13 protein-coding genes are annotated in these 16,242 nt (G+C 62.0%); 4 read left to right on the top strand and 9 right to left on the bottom strand.

Features of this window, described 5'->3' with window-relative positions:
* From ACFOPH_RS25225 to ACFOPH_RS25205, 5 genes are all read right to left on the bottom strand, one after another.
* On the bottom strand, window positions 1–186 hold the full coding sequence (locus ACFOPH_RS25225; protein ID WP_379738130.1) for a hypothetical protein: 186 nt from the start codon (window positions 184–186) through the stop codon (window positions 1–3).
* 151 nt (window positions 187–337) lie between these two features.
* Window positions 338–2,161 carry a phage integrase family protein gene (locus tag ACFOPH_RS25220; RefSeq protein WP_379738128.1) on the bottom strand — a complete coding sequence of 608 codons (1,824 nt, stop codon included), beginning with the start codon at window positions 2,159–2,161 and terminating at the stop codon, window positions 338–340.
* A gap of 2 nt (window positions 2,162–2,163) precedes the next feature.
* Entirely contained in the window at window positions 2,164–3,996 is a 1,833-nt protein-coding gene (locus ACFOPH_RS25215) for a DUF4209 domain-containing protein (RefSeq protein ID WP_379738126.1), read from the bottom strand.
* A gap of 368 nt (window positions 3,997–4,364) precedes the next feature.
* The gene (locus ACFOPH_RS25210; RefSeq protein WP_379738124.1) at window positions 4,365–5,402 is read right to left on the bottom strand and encodes a DNA-binding protein; all 1,038 of its coding nucleotides are present in this window, start codon (window positions 5,400–5,402) and stop codon (window positions 4,365–4,367) included.
* 165 nt (window positions 5,403–5,567) lie between these two features.
* Window positions 5,568–6,284, bottom strand: coding sequence for an IS6 family transposase (locus tag ACFOPH_RS25205; protein WP_379738122.1), 717 nt, complete (start codon window positions 6,282–6,284; stop codon window positions 5,568–5,570).
* An 874-nt stretch (window positions 6,285–7,158) separates the two neighbouring features.
* Here ACFOPH_RS25205 and ACFOPH_RS25200 point away from each other — a divergent pair.
* Window positions 7,159–7,875: an IS6 family transposase gene (locus ACFOPH_RS25200; RefSeq protein WP_379738120.1), complete on the top strand. Its 717-nt coding sequence runs from the start codon at window positions 7,159–7,161 to the stop codon at window positions 7,873–7,875.
* A 103-nt stretch (window positions 7,876–7,978) separates the two neighbouring features.
* Here the strand turns inward: ACFOPH_RS25200 and ACFOPH_RS25195 are convergent, their stop codons facing one another.
* From ACFOPH_RS25195 to ACFOPH_RS25180, 4 genes are all read right to left on the bottom strand, one after another.
* Window positions 7,979–9,343: a Dyp-type peroxidase gene (locus tag ACFOPH_RS25195; protein ID WP_379738118.1), complete on the bottom strand. Its 1,365-nt coding sequence runs from the start codon at window positions 9,341–9,343 to the stop codon at window positions 7,979–7,981.
* Window positions 9,344–9,455: 112 nt separating this feature from the next.
* The gene (locus ACFOPH_RS25190) at window positions 9,456–10,787 is read right to left on the bottom strand and encodes an IS1182 family transposase (RefSeq protein WP_379735573.1); all 1,332 of its coding nucleotides are present in this window, start codon (window positions 10,785–10,787) and stop codon (window positions 9,456–9,458) included.
* Between the two features lie 122 nt (window positions 10,788–10,909).
* Entirely contained in the window at window positions 10,910–11,608 is a 699-nt protein-coding gene (locus ACFOPH_RS25185) for a hypothetical protein (protein ID WP_005664110.1), read from the bottom strand.
* Between the two features lie 12 nt (window positions 11,609–11,620).
* On the bottom strand, window positions 11,621–12,706 hold the full coding sequence (locus tag ACFOPH_RS25180) for a catalase family protein (protein WP_379738116.1): 1,086 nt from the start codon (window positions 12,704–12,706) through the stop codon (window positions 11,621–11,623).
* Window positions 12,707–12,896: 190 nt separating this feature from the next.
* Between ACFOPH_RS25180 and ACFOPH_RS25175 the strand changes: the two genes are divergently transcribed.
* The 3 genes from ACFOPH_RS25175 to ACFOPH_RS25165 all read left to right on the top strand — a co-directional run bounded on the left by ACFOPH_RS25175 (window position 12,897) and on the right by ACFOPH_RS25165 (window position 16,236).
* Window positions 12,897–13,589, top strand: coding sequence for an IS6 family transposase (locus tag ACFOPH_RS25175; protein WP_081925863.1), 693 nt, complete (start codon window positions 12,897–12,899; stop codon window positions 13,587–13,589).
* A 251-nt stretch (window positions 13,590–13,840) separates the two neighbouring features.
* Window positions 13,841–15,253: a TolC family protein gene (locus ACFOPH_RS25170; RefSeq protein WP_229494014.1), complete on the top strand. Its 1,413-nt coding sequence runs from the start codon at window positions 13,841–13,843 to the stop codon at window positions 15,251–15,253.
* A gap of 5 nt (window positions 15,254–15,258) precedes the next feature.
* The gene (locus ACFOPH_RS25165) at window positions 15,259–16,236 is read left to right on the top strand and encodes an HlyD family secretion protein (protein WP_147937429.1); all 978 of its coding nucleotides are present in this window, start codon (window positions 15,259–15,261) and stop codon (window positions 16,234–16,236) included.
* The last annotated feature ends 6 nt before the right edge of the window (window positions 16,237–16,242 follow it).

Here is a 16,242-nt window from a genome sequence, read left to right as displayed (position 1 = left end):
TCAACGTCCGCCGCTGGCCTTGCCATTGCGGATGGCGGCCCGTGCCGCGCGTGCCGCGAAGTCACTTTTTGACACTGTGCCTTTTTCCTTCATTGTCCGGCTTTGGATCGCAGAAGCGCGCTCTTGCGTCATTGGGGGCTTCCCGGCTGCGGCCTTGCTAACGCCTGCTTTAGTCTGCTTCGTCATGATGTTCTCCATACGTTGATTGGTATGGAAGGAACGATAAGGGAGCTGCGATGTCCAGTCACGTCCTGGATTAGGACAAATTGGGACATTACCCAGCGCCAGACAGGCATGCCAGCTGCACATCGACAAGTGCAGCCTGAAGTTGCCTTGGTTAAGGTTTGTTCTTGGCAGCCAGCTTGCGATCGCCGGCGCTGCGCCCCGCGTAGTATTGCTCAGCAGCCTCGGCGATGCGCTTCTCCTTGGCTTTGACATAAATGGACGTAGTCGATGCGCTGGCATGGCCAAGGATGTCCTGCGCCACCACGATCGGCATGTCGTCTTCGACGGCTAGGGTGCCGAACGTGTGCCTGAAAGCGTGGGGCGACGTGTTCTCAAGCTGGGCCAGGTCCTCCAGCGTGAATTGCGGTGCATCCGTATCCGATATAGCTGCTGCGTGGTCGCGCACCCGGCGAAGGGCCCCTGATACCAGGTTGTAGAACGCATTGGCGACATATCCATTTGTCGTGCCGGAAGCATGCTTCGCTTTGGCCGTTTCGGTACCAGGAACGATGACCGGCGCCAGCAATGGAAGGTCATCGAGCTGCTGATCGAAGTCTAGCCCGCGATCGCGCCAATGCGCACGCAATGCGTCAGTCGTCCGCTGGCTGACCGGCACCTTGCGCACGGTGCTGCGCTTGCCGAGGACGGAAAGCATCCACACGCCGGAGGCATGCCGGCTCGGCTTCATGTTGTGCCGGCGGGCGCCGGCGACCTCGGCACGGCGCAGGCCGGAGTCACCCATGAGCAAGATGGCGGCCAGCGCCACCCGGTCGCGGTGATTCTCGGCAGCTGCAGCCATCTGGGTGAGCACGTCGACTACGGTGTCCCATGCGGACCTGGTGAGCGCACGATCAATCTGCATCTGCTCGGCCTGCTTGACGATTTTCGGGTCTTTTACCGCTACCCATGGATTGCCGGCCAGGTAGCGCACTTTCACAAACCACTCGAATGCCGCGCGCAGCACCAGCACCGCTTGTTTCTGCGACTCCGCGCTCATCGGCTCGTCGGCGAACGGTCGCCAGCGCTTGCTGGTCTTGACGGTGCGAGGGCCACAGAATTCCGGCCATGGCGAGCGTAGGAAATTCTTGTAGGCCTCGCAGTCATCGACCAACAGCGACGACATCGGCTTGCACACCACCAGGGCACACCAGAGGATGAAGCGCTCGAGTTCCTTGCGGTAGGCCCGTTGCGTGTGATGCTGCCCCTCGTAGCGGTTCAGATAGCTGTTGATGGCCTCCAGGTCGCTACGCGCGGAAATGAAGCAGAACGCCGGCGAGCGGTTGGCGCCGTCCTGGCCGGAGAGCCAGGCCGGCAGCTGGAAGGTACCGAGCGGCGCAAGCTCGCGCTTAATCGCCGGATTCAGGACTGGCAGCAGATTGAAGTCGTCGGCCGGTTCCGGATGCGCGCGTTCGACTCCGACTTCGCCAAGCTGGTCTGGCCAACGGTGAAGGAAGCGCAGAATCGCGTCGGCGCGGCCGGCGCCGATCCGCGGCACGGAGCGCCACCAGGTTGGCCCGCGCCGGTTGATCAGGTCGGCCAGGTCGCCGAGCGTCAGCACGCCCTCAGCCTTGAACGCGCCTGCCGTCCTGGGGCGGAACCATTGCGAAACCTTGTGCGTGCGGCTGGGCGCCGGTTTCGGCATATCCGCGGCCTGGATCAGGATGTCTAGTGCCTTGGCGGTAATCGCACCGCCTTGCCGGGCTCCCTGCAGCGTCTCGGCCATCAGCGGATTGTGCTCGATCGCCCGTTCGATCAGGTTCGCCCTCATATCGATCAGCCAGCGCTCCAGGCCTTGTTCGACCTGCGGGCTGTCTTCGCTGTAGTACAGGTCAGCGATGCGCTGCAACGGGATTTTAAGGCAGTAAGCGCGCAGCGCGGTGTAGTCGCCGCGGTCATAAGTGAGTTCGGGCAGCTCGACGTCGGTGTTTTGAGCCATGATCAAGCCTCCCCGGCGGTATCAGGATGATTCACGCTCTCTGCGCGCTGCGTCATGTGAAAGCCCTCCATAACAAGGGCGAGTATCAGCCACCAGGCATAGACACCGTAACCGCTGGCGCACAGTTTGGAGTCGGCCAGGCCATGGGCAACCTGATTGCGCAGGTTTGGTCCGAGCGGCTTGCACATCAGCGATCGGATCGTAAACGTCAGGTCTTCTCCGAATTGCTCCTTCATTTCCGGCAGGTCGACCAGCGACGATAGCCCCAATTCCATCTCGATCCCATCCTGACGGCTCGTGGTCTGTGCACCGGCCTCCTTCAACACCATGCGCACCATGTGCTCGAACTGGGGAACGAGAATATGGATGGCCTGGACAAAGTCACGGCAGTAGCCGGCATACAGCCCCTTGGCGACCAGGTCGACCCGGTCGCCCGGCACCAGCGCGGACAGCTGGGCGATGATTACAAAGTCGTAGGGATAGAGGTGGAATTGCTGGCGGATGACGTCCAGCGTCGGGTCGATCAAAGCACGGGCTGCGTAATCGACCCTGCTTGCACACGCCTTGATCATCTCGGCCGCCAGGCGTCGCTTACGACTGTCCTCGTCACCGACGCCTTCCACATAAGCGATGACACGGCCGTCCTCGTCGACGTTGATGGCAGAAGACATGCCCAGAATGCCATCCATGTACATCGCAGCGTCGGCCTGTAGTGACTCCAACGTTGGCCACCGCGCGATGCGGCAAAACGAAAATAACGCTTGATCGAAAGGCAATCCCTGAACTTTGCCGACAGCTTCGTTCACCACGTCACTGATGTCGATACTGTGGCTGAAGGTTTGCATGCCCGCCAGAATCTCCATCCCGGCTTTAGGCAGCTTGGACCTCAGCACTTGGGTCGCGCCGGCGACGCCGAACTGTTCGCGGTATCGGGCGGGCACACGGCGGTAGGCATCAATCGCCTTTGTGTAGCATTGATGCAGGGTGATGCCGACGCCATCCATGTCTCCTTGCGCGACCCAGCTCTCGGCTACGAGGATCAGCGCCGCTGCCCGGTGCTCGTCGTCCCGCGCCCGTTCGAACCATTCCTGGGCGGCCTCGGCAAGTTGCAACGAGCCGAAAGGATCATCGGCTTCCAACTGGAGACGCGCTAGCGCCTCAAGCGCGCCCGCAATCGGTCCAGCGTGATCGCGGCATAGTCGCTGGGTATAAAGAGGGCGCAGGTAACGCAAAGCTGCGGCTCTATCGTTGACCTCCACCGCTTTCCAAAACGCCCCGAGCAGTTCGTCGGCAACCTGGGCGGCTAGGGCGCCGCCTCCTTTGCCGATCGACAGCGCCAGCTGGACTGCACGCTGCCGACACCGTAACACATCGTCGCCGCGTTTCTCGCTGTAGATCGGGGGCTGGCGATACGCCTCGATGGCGATGTGCGCGAATGCCACGCCTCTGCGCCGGTCCTTTAGCCAGATCAGGTCCGCCAAGCGGGCCCGCAAGAGCGCATGCTCTACGGTTGGAGCCAGATCGGCCAGCAGACTGATATCGGCCGCCGTCAGGTGCTCGGGAACCATGCTGCTGCCGTTCGGCGTTACGAGCATCGCCTTGAACGGCGTCGCCGGTTCGTCCGGCACCAGCATCATCGAACAGATCTTCGCGAGGAAGTCGAGCGCGGCCCCCTTCGGCGTGTCTTCGGCAGCGGCGGCTTGGGCGCCGGCGAACAACCGCGACCACATCTCGTGATAGGCGGCAGCCGGTGTCGGATTGGTGAGAAGGTCGTCAGCGCCGCAGCGCTGCAGGTCGTCGAGGGTGGGAATGTACGGCGCGGACGTGTCGGGCATGAAGCGGATTTTAAATGGCTGAGATAGCCCATCCTAAACCTGTTTCAGGGCCAAAACAAGCAATAATCCTTAGATGATAATACCAATTATCATCTAAGACTCTTTGAGAATTTTCGGCAAGATGTCTGCCGTATCAGCTCTAGCTCTCGGAAGCAAAGCTGTTAGATCTTTGGAAGTAAAACTGTTAGATGCCGCTGTCCGCATCTGTCTCACAAATTTGCTTCCAACCGCTTCCGGGAAATGCGTCGGGCGACGCATCGTTCAGCTTAGATGATCTGGTGTCGATCTTCAACTGCGCCAGCGGCCGTCAGCCCCGGCCAGGAATCCGAACCCGGACGGCGCGCCGATCTCCAACCGCACTGCCATCGTCACTCGCTTCCCGACTGCGCGTTCAGCCTGCTGGTCGGTTCACCACCAAACACTGCTTTGTCCAGCTTCGCCAAGCGTTCTTCCAACGCGATTGCACTTTTCGCCGCAGACAGTTCCACTTCGAGCGCGGAGATTTGCCGCCGCAATTCGTCGGACGCGATGTCCGCGCGCGCGGCCGTTTCCCCAGCCTCAGCTAACCGCGTCCTGCTTTCGACCAGTTGTGCCTCGAGCACGGCAGCCCGCGCCTCGACGGCCTGCAGCTGCTCGACCTTCTTCGCTTGGTTGCGGCTGGCTTCACGTTCAAGATGCAGAGCCTGCTTGACCGAACCGAGTTCGGTCGCGAGCGCGGCCGCCTCCTTGTTCAATCGCGTCAACTCTTCCTGCTTGAGCGAAAACGCAAGCTGCGCCTGCTTCAGTTCCGTTTGTAGCCCATGGACCTGGTGCTCATGCCGGCGTTGCTCCTGTTCGCGCTGTTCCTTGGCCGCCGTACGATAATGTTCCAAGCCGTCCCGCGCATGTTTGTGCTTTTCTTCCAGCGACGCTTGGTGCCGTTCGGCGTCGGCCAGCCTGCCATTCAGATCAAGCACGCGCTGCTCCGCGGTATGCCGCGCGATCTTCTCGGCGCCGAGCTGGTTTTGGACGGTCGCAAGGTCCTGCTCGCGCGCTTCAAGGCGTCGCGAGACATCGTTGACAGCCCGTCGCGCCTCGCCGAGCTGCGCTTCCAGTTCAGCCCGGGCACGTTCGTCAGCGGCGCGCTGATCGTCCATCCGCGCCCGCACCTCGTCGAGCTCAGCCGTAGCCTCCCGTTTGAGCTGTTCTGCCAGCTGCGTCACCAGGGCGAGGATGGCATCACTGACAGCCTGTGTCGAGCCGCCCTCCTCGACCTCGATTTCGCGCAGGTATTTGTGGATCGTCGTTTTGGACCCTGTATTGCCCAACGCAGCACGGACCGCGTCGATTGATGGGTGTCGGCCCTGAGCAATCACCTCGTCACGGGCGCGTTTGACATTTGAAAAATACACACCTGAGCGAGCCATCACGTACCCTACGAAATAACATACTGAATTACATACTAACGTAGTACATCCCAAATTCCGTTGCCTTTGTGCTCATTTAAGCCCAAAAGACGACATGGGATAATCAAGGGCTCTGGTGCAAATTATGGACAAAGGTACGCCAACCTGCCGGTGCGCCGGCTGAGTTTACGCAGCCAGAACAGCTGCCCAGATTTCGGACGAAGTTTGCCCCTGAGTTCCCAGACCTCGTAGGTCGAACTGCCCTTTGCGAATGCGATGCATGAGCTCAATACCTTGTATTGTCGTGGTAGCGGAAGTGAAGCTTTTCAAACCCAGCATCGGTCCAAGTCTGGATTTGACATTGCGATGGTCCTGCTCGATCAGATTGTTCAGATATTTTGATGAGCGGAGCTTCGTCAAGTCAGGAAGACGTCCCCGCTCTTGAAGTTCGCGAACGGCACGGTGGGAAGCGGCATAACCGTCCAGCGTAATAGTCTCGGGTGACCGGCCTTGAGAACGTATGGCTTTACGAAAGAATGCCTTGGCCGAAGCGACGTTGCGCCGCGGGCTGAGCCGGAAGTCGACGGTATTGCCGGCCGAATCGACAGCCCGGTAGAGATAAGCCCACTGGCCGCGTATCCTGACGTAGGTCTCGTCCACCCGCCAGGAGGTGCCAGCCGACGTCGCGAAGCGGCTCCAGCGTTTGTCGAACTCCGGTGCGTACCGCTGAACCCAACGCAGGATTGTCGTGTGAGCGATCGGCAGGCCTCGCTCAGCCATCATCTCGACCAGGTCTCGGTACGACAGCTTATAACGCAGGTACCAGCGCACGCAAAGGATGATGATCTCTTGTTCGAAGTGTCGGCCCTTGAACAGGTCGCTCGTGCTCGCGTGACTACGCATGTTAGGCAAAGGCCGTCATTCTAGCTGAGCTGCAAGTTTGCACCAGAGCCAAGCGGTCGCGCCATGGTGCTGGGCGCTAGTGGAGCGTCTCGTCTGACCAGGTTACCGCGAGGGCATGCTCGACTATAATTTCATCCGTCATGGACTGAAGTGGAAGTCCAGCATCGGGCGCGAATGCGATGATTTGGCAGTGATCAGGGTCTGCCTGGTTTAGGCGAAGCCACTCGTCGCGGGAAACAGTTTGGCCTGTTGCCACCGGTAGCGTGATCCAAAACCCAGTCTCGCGCTCTGCGATAACCTGGTAAAGGTCGAGCATCGTATCCATGTGAGCACCCTCGCATCCTCATGATGGAGAGAGATTACGACTGCCAAGTGCAAGTGTCATGTGTTGCCGTGCGCGATCATGCGCAGTGCATGGTTGTGCCGTAGTCGAATTCGCTCGTGCGACAACGTCATGCATTGGACTTAAGTGATGCGGTCGATCTGGACCCCTCCTTGAGCCAGCTTGCTGATCTTCCTCCGGGATGGCTTGCCTTGCACGAAAGCGTAGGGGGTCCTTGGCTTCGTCAACAGAACGACGCTGACAGTGACTATTGAGGTAAGCGCCCCTGTCGCCTACCGCAATGCAACGTCCGCAATGGGCCCAGGCTGTGTAAAAACATAAAACCGAGCGGCGGGACCAGTTACAGCAAGGTTCGGTTAACTGTGGAGTGTCAGGAAAGGCTGTGGCGCCTCCTGACCGCTGCCCGATACTTTCTGCAATTTGAGCAAAGGAAGCCCCAGAGCAAGCTTAAACGCTGCAGAAAACGGGCATAGGCCCGGATGGCTCTGGTGCAAACGTGCAGCTCAGCTAGAATGACGGCCTTTGCCTAACATGCGTAGTCACGCGAGCACGAGCGACCTGTTCAAGGGCCGACACTTCGAACAAGAGATCATCATCCTTTGCGTGCGCTGGTACCTGCGTTATAAGCTGTCGTACCGAGACCTGATCGAGATGATGGCTGAGCGAGGCCTGCCGATCGCTCACACGACAATCCTGCGTTGGGTTCAGTGGTACGCACCGGAGTTCGACAAACGCTGGAGCCGCTTCGCGACGTCGGCTGGCACCTCCTGGCGGGTGGACGAGACCTACGTCAGGATACGCGGCCAGTGGGCTTATCTCTACCGGGCTGTCGATTCGGCCGGCAATACCGTCGACTTTCGGCTCAGCCCGCGGCGCAACGTCGCTTCGGCCAAGGCATTCTTTCGTAAAGCCATACGTTCTCAAGGCCGGTCACCCGAGACTATTACGCTGGACGGTTATGCCGCTTCCCACCGTGCCGTTCGCGAACTTCAAGAGCAGGGACGTCTTCCTGACTTGACGAAGCTTCGCTCGTCAAAATATCTGAACAATCTGATCGAGCAGGACCATCGCAATGTCAAATCCAGACTTGGACCGATGCTGGGCTTGAAAAGCTTCACTTCCGCTACCACGACAATACAAGGCATTGAGCTCATGCATCGCATTCGCAAAGGGCAGTTCGACTTACGAGGTCTGGGAACTCAGGGGCAAACTTCGTCCGAAATCTGGGCAGCTGTTCTGGCTGCGTGAACTCAGCCGGCGCACCGGCAGGTTGGCGTGCCTTTATCCATAATTTGCACCAGAGCCAAAATGCTTTCGTCTGATAGTGTAGGTCAGCAGTTGCGAGTCGTCCTTAGCTTGACCAGCCAGCCTCACCTATCCAGCGGAGCGCACCCAACGAGGGCATGAACAAGTACTCTCCGCCCTTCAGCCGGTTGAAAGTGGTCACGCCATCCAGCCGGCGCCGCACCGGCGCCTGCGGCATCGTGAAACTACCAGGCGTCTCGTGCAGGCCAACGATGGCGTCGCGCTCCGTGCCCAAGTCGATGAAATTGCCGCGGTTGATCCATTCCTGTTGAAGAAACTCGATGGTGTCATAGGCGCGTGCACTGATGAAGATGAAGAAGATGCCGCGCTCGCTCCGTGCATCGTCTGCCGCCGTTACCTCGCGACTCCATTTGGGGCCGAAGGTCGAGGACCGCCGGATAATGCGGTGGATGTTCACATCGGTCAGGATCGTCAGCCTGCTGTCGCGCGGATTCAGGCGCCGCATGTGGGACGCATGCGGGCAGACCAGGCCGCGCGGATCCGTCGAAAAATCGAAATCGTTGTTGCGGTTCGGGTCGGCGCCCAGTGCCGGATCGTCGCGCCCCGGCGCCAGGATCAGTGGCGCCCCGCTACGCCAGCGGCCGACCAGCTTAGCAGCAAGCAGCTCTTCGTCAGATTCACTGGCCGCCTGGCTACGCACGAAGTCGTTAAACGCGCCCACCTGACTGGCGTACTTGCGCAGCACCACGAAAGAACCATTGCGTCCTAACTCGGGCGGATTGGGCATCGCCACTGGCGCCCCGGTCTCGCTGTTCTCACCGAGGATGAATTCACCGGCCGCGATCGCGCGCTCCTGGCCCGGTAGCGCATCGACGCCGCTGCCTTCAACGGCAGGCTGCGAAATTGAGTCGCGAAAGCCGAAGGGGTTTTTGGCATCGGCATCAGCGCCGAATGTGTGGGTACCGAGCAAAGTCACGCCGTGCGAGCGCGCCAGTTCGCCCATGGCCTTAGCGCGCGCTGTTTCGAGCGCGGCGTCGTCGCGTGCATAGATCGTCAGCGCCAGGTGGCAGGCGCCGGGGCGGAACGCTTCGTCCCAGTGTTCGGGCGCATTGACGTCGACGTCGCGCAACTGTTCGGCGCGCGCCGCCATGCCTTGCTGGAAGGGCAGCGGAAAACTCTTGAGCGAGGCCTCCGGCAGGCCCAGGGCCTTTAAGCCTTGGAAGCTGAGCGCGGCGCCGGTCCAGGCATCGCGGTCGTCGGTCCAGCCGGCCGCAGAAGGGATGTGGGCGGCCAGACGGCGCACCAGGTCGCGTCCTCCTTCCTCATCCTCGAAATGCAGCATCGCGTGGATGCCGACATAGGGTTCGGGACGAGAACGCAGGATCAGGGCCTGGATGTCGTCTAGGAGTCTGCGCGGCAGAAGGTTTGATATGAGGTTGGCGTTGCGCAATCAGGTCGCGCCGGGTGCTTGATGTCGGATTCTCGCCGCGTCGTGTCGGATTTTCGTTCTCGCGGGTTTTCAAAGGCTGATAGCGGCGGATTTGCCCGCTCCTTTTCGCACTTCAGGTGGCGAATTGCCCCATCCGCCGCAAATTCAAAGCGGCACAAACGAGCTTCCACTCGGCCTTCACTTTCTGAAGGCCCCGCAAGCTGAAGCTGCGAAAGCCCAGCACATGCTTGATCCAGGCGTTGGGAGCTTCGACGATAGCTTTGCGTCGTCGATATGCCGCCTTTGCCAAAGGCGTCTGCATCTTGCTGCGCATGGCTAGCGTATGCGGGTTGGCCTTGGCGTCGATCTTGGCGAGATCCTGTCCTTCTCTGCCAAGAGCGACATATAGGTCGGTCGGGTGTGATGCCAACTGGGCAAACGTCGCCTCGGCCCGGTAGCCGGCATCGGCAAGTGTGATGCATGGAGCATGGCCTGTCGCGGCCTCGACGGCGGCGAGCATCGGTGCCAGGTTGCCAGCATCGGCTCCACAATTGGTAAGTTCAGCGGCGACGATGATATGGGCATGGGCATCGACCGCCGTCTGGCCGTTGTAGCATTGGTCAAAGCCGCCACCAGCACGTTTCATGATGCGGCTGTCGGGGTCGGTGAAATTCTCCTGCGCCGAGTCTTCCGGAATGCCGAAGTCGCGCTTGTAGCGGTTGCCGTTTTTGTTCTTTGGCTTGCCGTCCTTGTCGCGCGGGATGCGTTCGTCATCCTCGCTGCGCCCCTTGCTGCGATCCGCTTCGCGCTGCCTCGCTTCGAGCCGCTCGCGTGCCGCCTGAATCACCTTCAGCCTCTGCTCGCGTCGCTCAAGCTCGGCCGGAATATCCAGTTCCGGCTCATTGCGCTCGGCTGCATCGGTTTGCTTGGCACGCTCCATTAATTGATCGATCTGCGCCTTGAGCTCTGCTTCGGTGTCGATCATGCGCTGGTAGCTCATCGCCTTATGGCGCGACGCTGAGGCCTTGACCTTGGTGCCATCGATTGCGACTGTCCCCAACTTTACCATGCCGCACTCGCGCGCCAACTTCACCACCTGCACGAATAGTCCGGCCAACTCATCCAGATGCAAGGCGCGAAAATCGCAGATCGTCCGGTGCTTCGGAAAGTTACCGGCCGCGAGAACCCGGAATGCCACGTCCTCATGCAGCTTACGCGCGATCTTGCGCGACGAGAAGACACCGCTCGCGTAGGCATAGAGCAGCACCTTGACCATCATCCCGGGGTGGAACGGCTGGTTGCGCGGACCACCGCCGGCGTAGCGGACATGAAAAGCACTCAGGTCGAGCAAATCGACCGTATCGCTGATGAAATAAGCCAGATGCCCTTCGGGCAGCCATTCCTCCAGCGCGGGCGGCAACAAAAACTGCTGCTGAGGATCGTAGGGAAGATAACTGGTCGTCATCCTCCCTCAACGTTTGCCCTGCCTCATCCGATGACACGATCCTCTCTGCCGCGCAGACTCCTAGGGCCAGCGTCACCCGTTCACGCTGGAAGCGCGCTTTCAGATCGTTGAGCAGGCCCATGTCAGTAATCCACCCCTTCTGGCTGCGAGATCGTGGCAGTGAGGGTGTCCAGCGCCTTGCGTGTCGCCTCGTCCGCAGGCGGATGCGGGGCCATGGCGTCGAAGAAGGTGTCCAGCGCCTTTTCCATCCGCTGGTAGCGGCGGGTGTCGACCACGGTCACCTGCGGATTGGCGACAAACCAGCCGGCGGCGTCGATCTGGTGCGATGCGATGAAGTCTTTCACCTTCGGGCTGGTGATGCCGGGCCAGCCCTCCACGTTCGCGAATAGCAGGTCCATCAGTTCTGGAATCTTGGTCGCGAAGTCATTGATGTAGCTGTCCCAGTCGCCGTCATAGGTGGTGGCGAACAGGATGCGTGTGTCGTTGTCGAAGAAAACAAAGCGCATGTCGTGCAAGGTAGAGACGCGCTGGGCGCCATCCATATTGCCGTTGGTGAGATCGAAGATGCGGCGCAGACGGTCGGCGCCGCCCGGCTTAAGCGGCGCGATGGCCGTCAGCTCGGACACGTTCCCGGACTGCTTGCCGGCGCGCCCGGCCGATCTGGCGCTGCCTTTCAGGTCGGGATTGTGCTTGCGCACCATCGCTTCCAGTGCGATCTTGGCAAGATGCGGCGCGTCGTGCGCAACCGCGTCGATGCGGCGCCGGACTTCCTGCAGCCAGGTTTCGTCGTCCAGGCGTGGGTCGGTGGTCTTGTCGGTCATGGTTCGGGTTCCTCAGTCTGGGATGTCGGAAGGCTGCGATGGCTCCGTGCGCGGACGCGCATTCATCGTGTGCCGATACGCGCTCGAACGCTCGTAGGCCGCGCGCCGGATGCGCATGATGCCGCCCAGCGGCCGGTGCGCCTCGATGCCGTTCCAGGGGTTGAAGGAAAGGACATCGTCGCCATACACTTGGCGCTGCGGCGTCGCAGTCGGTTGCGGAGGGAAGCGCAGCGTGGCGATAGGGCAGTGTGGCGAACGCTCCTCGCTCCATCGTACGGCGGCGTCTTCGACCGGCATCGCCGCCAGATCGACGCACAACTGCGCCGACAGTTCGTATTCGGCGCCATGCTCGGCAAAGAAGGCACTGACGGCGTCGCGCATGCAGGCATCATGCACCTCTGTCAGAGGCTGCCCTGTTAACGTACGCACCTCTGCAGACTTGGGCGCGAGCGCGAGCTTGGCAATGTAGTCGCCAAAGCGGATCGCCGCCTGTGTGTGGTAAGTCTCGCCGAGCGGATGGTAATTATCGCGCGCCAATCCTTCGAGCGTTGCGCTTGGTTCCATACCCAGTGCCTGCACTAGCTCTTTCGCGCCACGCGCGGTGCCAGCCACCAGCCGTTGGAAGGTATCCGGCGCATGTGAATTGGCTTCGAGCAGCGCTAGCATCTGCTTGTACTTGGGGATGGTGCCGAAGGCGAGCACCGGAAAGTTCACCATCAGGAAGTCTTGGTTGGCGCCAGCAATGCCGGGCGACAGGCGCTCGCCCTCCACGCCCATCACCTTGAGCGCAAAGCCGCGCGGTGCCGGAATCTTGTCGGAGTGGATGTCGCCGGGTGCCGAGGATAGGCGCGCGACAACGTGGTAGCTGCGCGCCTCGGCGAAAATCCCCTGACGCAGCTCGGGTGGCAGATCCGCATGCACCTCCAGTTCGCCGACCAGCAGGCCGTTCGACTTGGCATGGGCGTCGCGGATTGCATGGCGGTGGCGCTCGAAGGCGCGGCCGTTGGCGGCCGCCATCTGTTCGACGATCTGGTCTGTCAGGTGTGCTTCGTCTTCAGAAACTGTTTCCACATCGGCGTAGTACGGAACAGGACGCACAGCGACACTCCTTAAAAAAGTTGCATTAAAAGCATCATTAAGTTGTATGTTAGGAGATAATTTGTTGCAGTGCAACCGAGTGAACACTCTATCGTAAAGCTTGACGGTAGTGTCAACGGTTCTGTCGCATTAGGGAACGTCGACGGGTCAATCGGGTAAACTGCGGCGCCCGAACCCAGGACGAATCGATATGCTCAACTTCAAAGGGATGCGTTTTCCTATCGACGTGATCCTGGTCTGCATCCGTTGGTATGCAGCCTACCCGCTGAGTTACCGGCACCTCGAGGAGATGATGGAAGAGCGCGGCGTGTCGGTCGACCATTCGTCGATCAACCGGTGGGCGGTTCGTTTCCTGCCGCTCATCGAGAAGATGGCCCGGAAATACAAGCGCCCCGTCGGTGGCAGCTGGCGAATGGATGAGACCTATATCAAGGTCAAAGGGGTCTGGAAATACCTCTACCGCGCCGTCGACAAGCAGGGCAAGACTGTCGACTTCCTGCTAACGGCCAAGCGCGACATGCCTGCAGCGAAGCGCTTCTTCGAAAAGGCGATGGGTGCGAACGGCAATCCCGACAAGATCGCGATGGACAAGAGTGGTGCCAATAAGGCGGCGATCGACGAGGTCAACGCTGGTCGCGACGTCCGGATTGCGGTACGCCAAGTCAAATACCTCAACAACATCGTCGAGCAGGACCATCGCGCTATTAAGCGGGTGACCAGGCCGATGCTCAACTTCAAATCGTTCCGGTCCGCCAGTTCGGTGCTGGCTGGAATTGAGCTGATTCACATGATCCGCAAAGGTCAGTTCGAGATCGACGGCGCCGAGGCGATGTCGTTCGCCGACCAATTTTCTGCGATGGCAGGAGTGGTCCGTCCAGTGTGAGGGGCGCAGCTCCGTTTTCGGCCAATTTCCGCCGTTTGATCAACAACGCGACAGAACCCGCCTGCGCGAGCAGGACTGGCTGGTCGGCGCCGAGGCAGTCGCACCCTGAGCCGCGCACGCAAGCCGGCGGGCGTCTTTACGCTCGAAGCGTTATCATTCCGGCTACAATGCCTGCCATGCACTACGCATGAACGGCGCAACAGCGTCCGCGCCGCGGATGGCGGGTCGACGATCGAATACCGGAGTAATGCATGAGAATGAAGGCTAACCTGCCTGGGGCAATCGCGGCCGCCGCGCTGCTGGCGCTGGCCCAGGCCGCGCACGCCGATGCCGGCGTCGACTACGCCGAGGCGTTGCGCTGGGTGCGCTCCAGTGCGGGATCGGTGAATGGGGCCCGGCTCGATTTCCAGGCGAAGCAATTGCAGGCCGAGGCACTGCGCCGCATCGACGGCCCCGACGTACGCCTGTCCGGCTTCGCCGGGCGGGTCTCGACCACCCTCAGCGTCGACACCGGCGCCATTGCGCAACTAGCCAACCCGGTGCTCGACTCCCTGCCGCCCCTGCCGGGGCTGAACCTGCCGGACATCCCGCCGGCCCTGAATGTCGACCGCGTATTCGATGTGCGTTCGCTCGGCCTGAACACGGTCTGGCCGCTCTACACGGGCGGACGGCTGGATGCGGTGAAGCAGATCGCCGCGGGCCGCGCCGACGAGGCCGGCGCGAGCGTCCAGGCGGCCCTCGACGATGCATCGACGCAGCTGGCGCAACGCTATTTCACGGTGCAGCTGGCCAGCAAGGCCTGGCAGTTGCGCAGCGCTGCGGCAGAAGTAGCCAAAGAACACCAGCGCATGGCGCTCAAGATGGAGAAGACTGGACTGATCGCCAGGGTCGAGCGCCTGAAAGCCGATGTCGCCGTCGACAATGCGCTCAGGGAAGCGGCAAAGGCGGACAGCGACCTCGAGATCGCGCAGCTCGCGCTGCGCCGCCTGCTCGACGCGCCCGGCGCCATCACGCCGACCACGCCGCTGTTCGTGAACGCGCAACCGCCCGGCTCGCTGGCTTCGTTCATCGACGCGGCCATGGCGTCGAACGCGGCCTGGAAACAGATCGCAAGCAAGCGCAAGCAGGCGGACGGCGCCTTGCAGCTGCAGGGCCGCGCCTTCAGCCCGACCGTCATCGGCGTGGCCAACTACAACCTCAATCGCGGCAGCTCGAGCCGCGCCAACTGGCTGGTCGGCGTGTCGGTCAGCATCCCGCTGGTCGAGCGCATCGACCGCGCAAAAATGACCTCCGCCGCCCGGCTCGAGCAGCAGCGCGTCGAGGTCGCGGCCGAACAGGCCGGGCGCGATATCCCGACCCTGGCCGAAAGCCAGTGGCGCACCATGGAAGACGCCCGCCAGCGCTACCTGGCGATGGCGTCGGCGATCGAGCTGGCGGCCGAGACGCGGCGCCTGGCGCAGGTGGGTTTCCAGAACGGCCAGGCGACCTCGACCGACGTGGCCGACGCTTCGCTCAATTACACCAAATCGGGCCTCGAGCGTGCCCAGGCGGCTTACGACTACGTCATGGCGCTCGCCAAACTGCTGGCCACCAGCGGCGATCCTGACCGCCTGTACGCGCTCTCCCGGACCGCCACGCACATCGTCGACCTCACGAAAGAATAAGCATCATGGCAAAACCTTCCACCAAAGGCCTGCTTGCCGGCGGCGCCGGCATCGTCATTCTCGCCCTGCTCGGATGGGGCCTGTACCAGGCCTTCCAGCCCGTCCACGATCCGGTCCAGGGCCAGATCGAGGCGCAGGAAATCAATGTGGCGTCGAAGGTGCCGGGACGGGTCGGCCGGGTCCATGTGCAGCTGGGGCAGGGCGTCGCCCGCGGCGACCTGCTGTTCGAGCTCGACAGTCCTGAAGTGCGGGCCAAGGTCGCGCAGGCCGAAGCCGCGCGCGATGCGGCGCGCGCGACCAGCCAGAAGGTGCAGGCCGGGGCGCGGCCGGAGGAAATCGTCGCCGCGCGCGCCAACTGGGAGCGCGCGGAGGCGGGCGCCAGGCTCGCCAGGGTCACGTTCCAGCGCATCGGGGCGATGTATGCCGAAGGCGTCGTCGCGCGCCAGAAACGCGACGACGCCGAAGCCCAGGCGCGCTCGGCGAGCGAGCTGGCCACCGCCGCCCGGGCGCAATACGCGCTGGCGCGCCAGGGCGCCCGTGCGGAAGACCGCCAGGCTGCCGAGGCGCAGGCGCGCCAGGTGGCCGGCGTGGCCGACGAAGCCGGCGTCGCGCTCGACGAGACGCGCATCAAGGCGCCCGCCGCGGGCGAAGTGACCAAGCTCGCGATCCAGGCCGGCGAGCTGGCGCCGCAGGGCTTCCCCGTCATCACCCTGGTCGACCTGGCCGATGTCTGGGCCGTAATCGCCGTGCGCGAAGACGAATTCAAGGCCTACGCGCAGGGTTCCGTGCACCAGGCCACCATTCCCGCGCTCAAGACCCGGGCCGCGTTCAAGGCCACCGCAGTATCGGCCTTGCCGGCCTTCGCCACCTGGCGCGCGGCGCGCCCGGGCGGCACGGATTTGCGCACCTTCGAGGTCAGGCTGCGCCCGACCGCCCCCGTGCCGGGACTGCGCCCGGGCATGACGGTCGTGTTCGACCGCTGAGCGCAG

Origin of the sequence: Massilia haematophila (assembly GCF_042647645.1) — a bacterium.
GTDB classification, from domain to species: domain Bacteria; phylum Pseudomonadota; class Gammaproteobacteria; order Burkholderiales; family Burkholderiaceae_D; genus Telluria; species Telluria haematophila.
The sequence above is the reverse complement of the archived record's forward strand: the minus strand, read 5'-3'. Positions and strand labels throughout refer to the sequence as shown.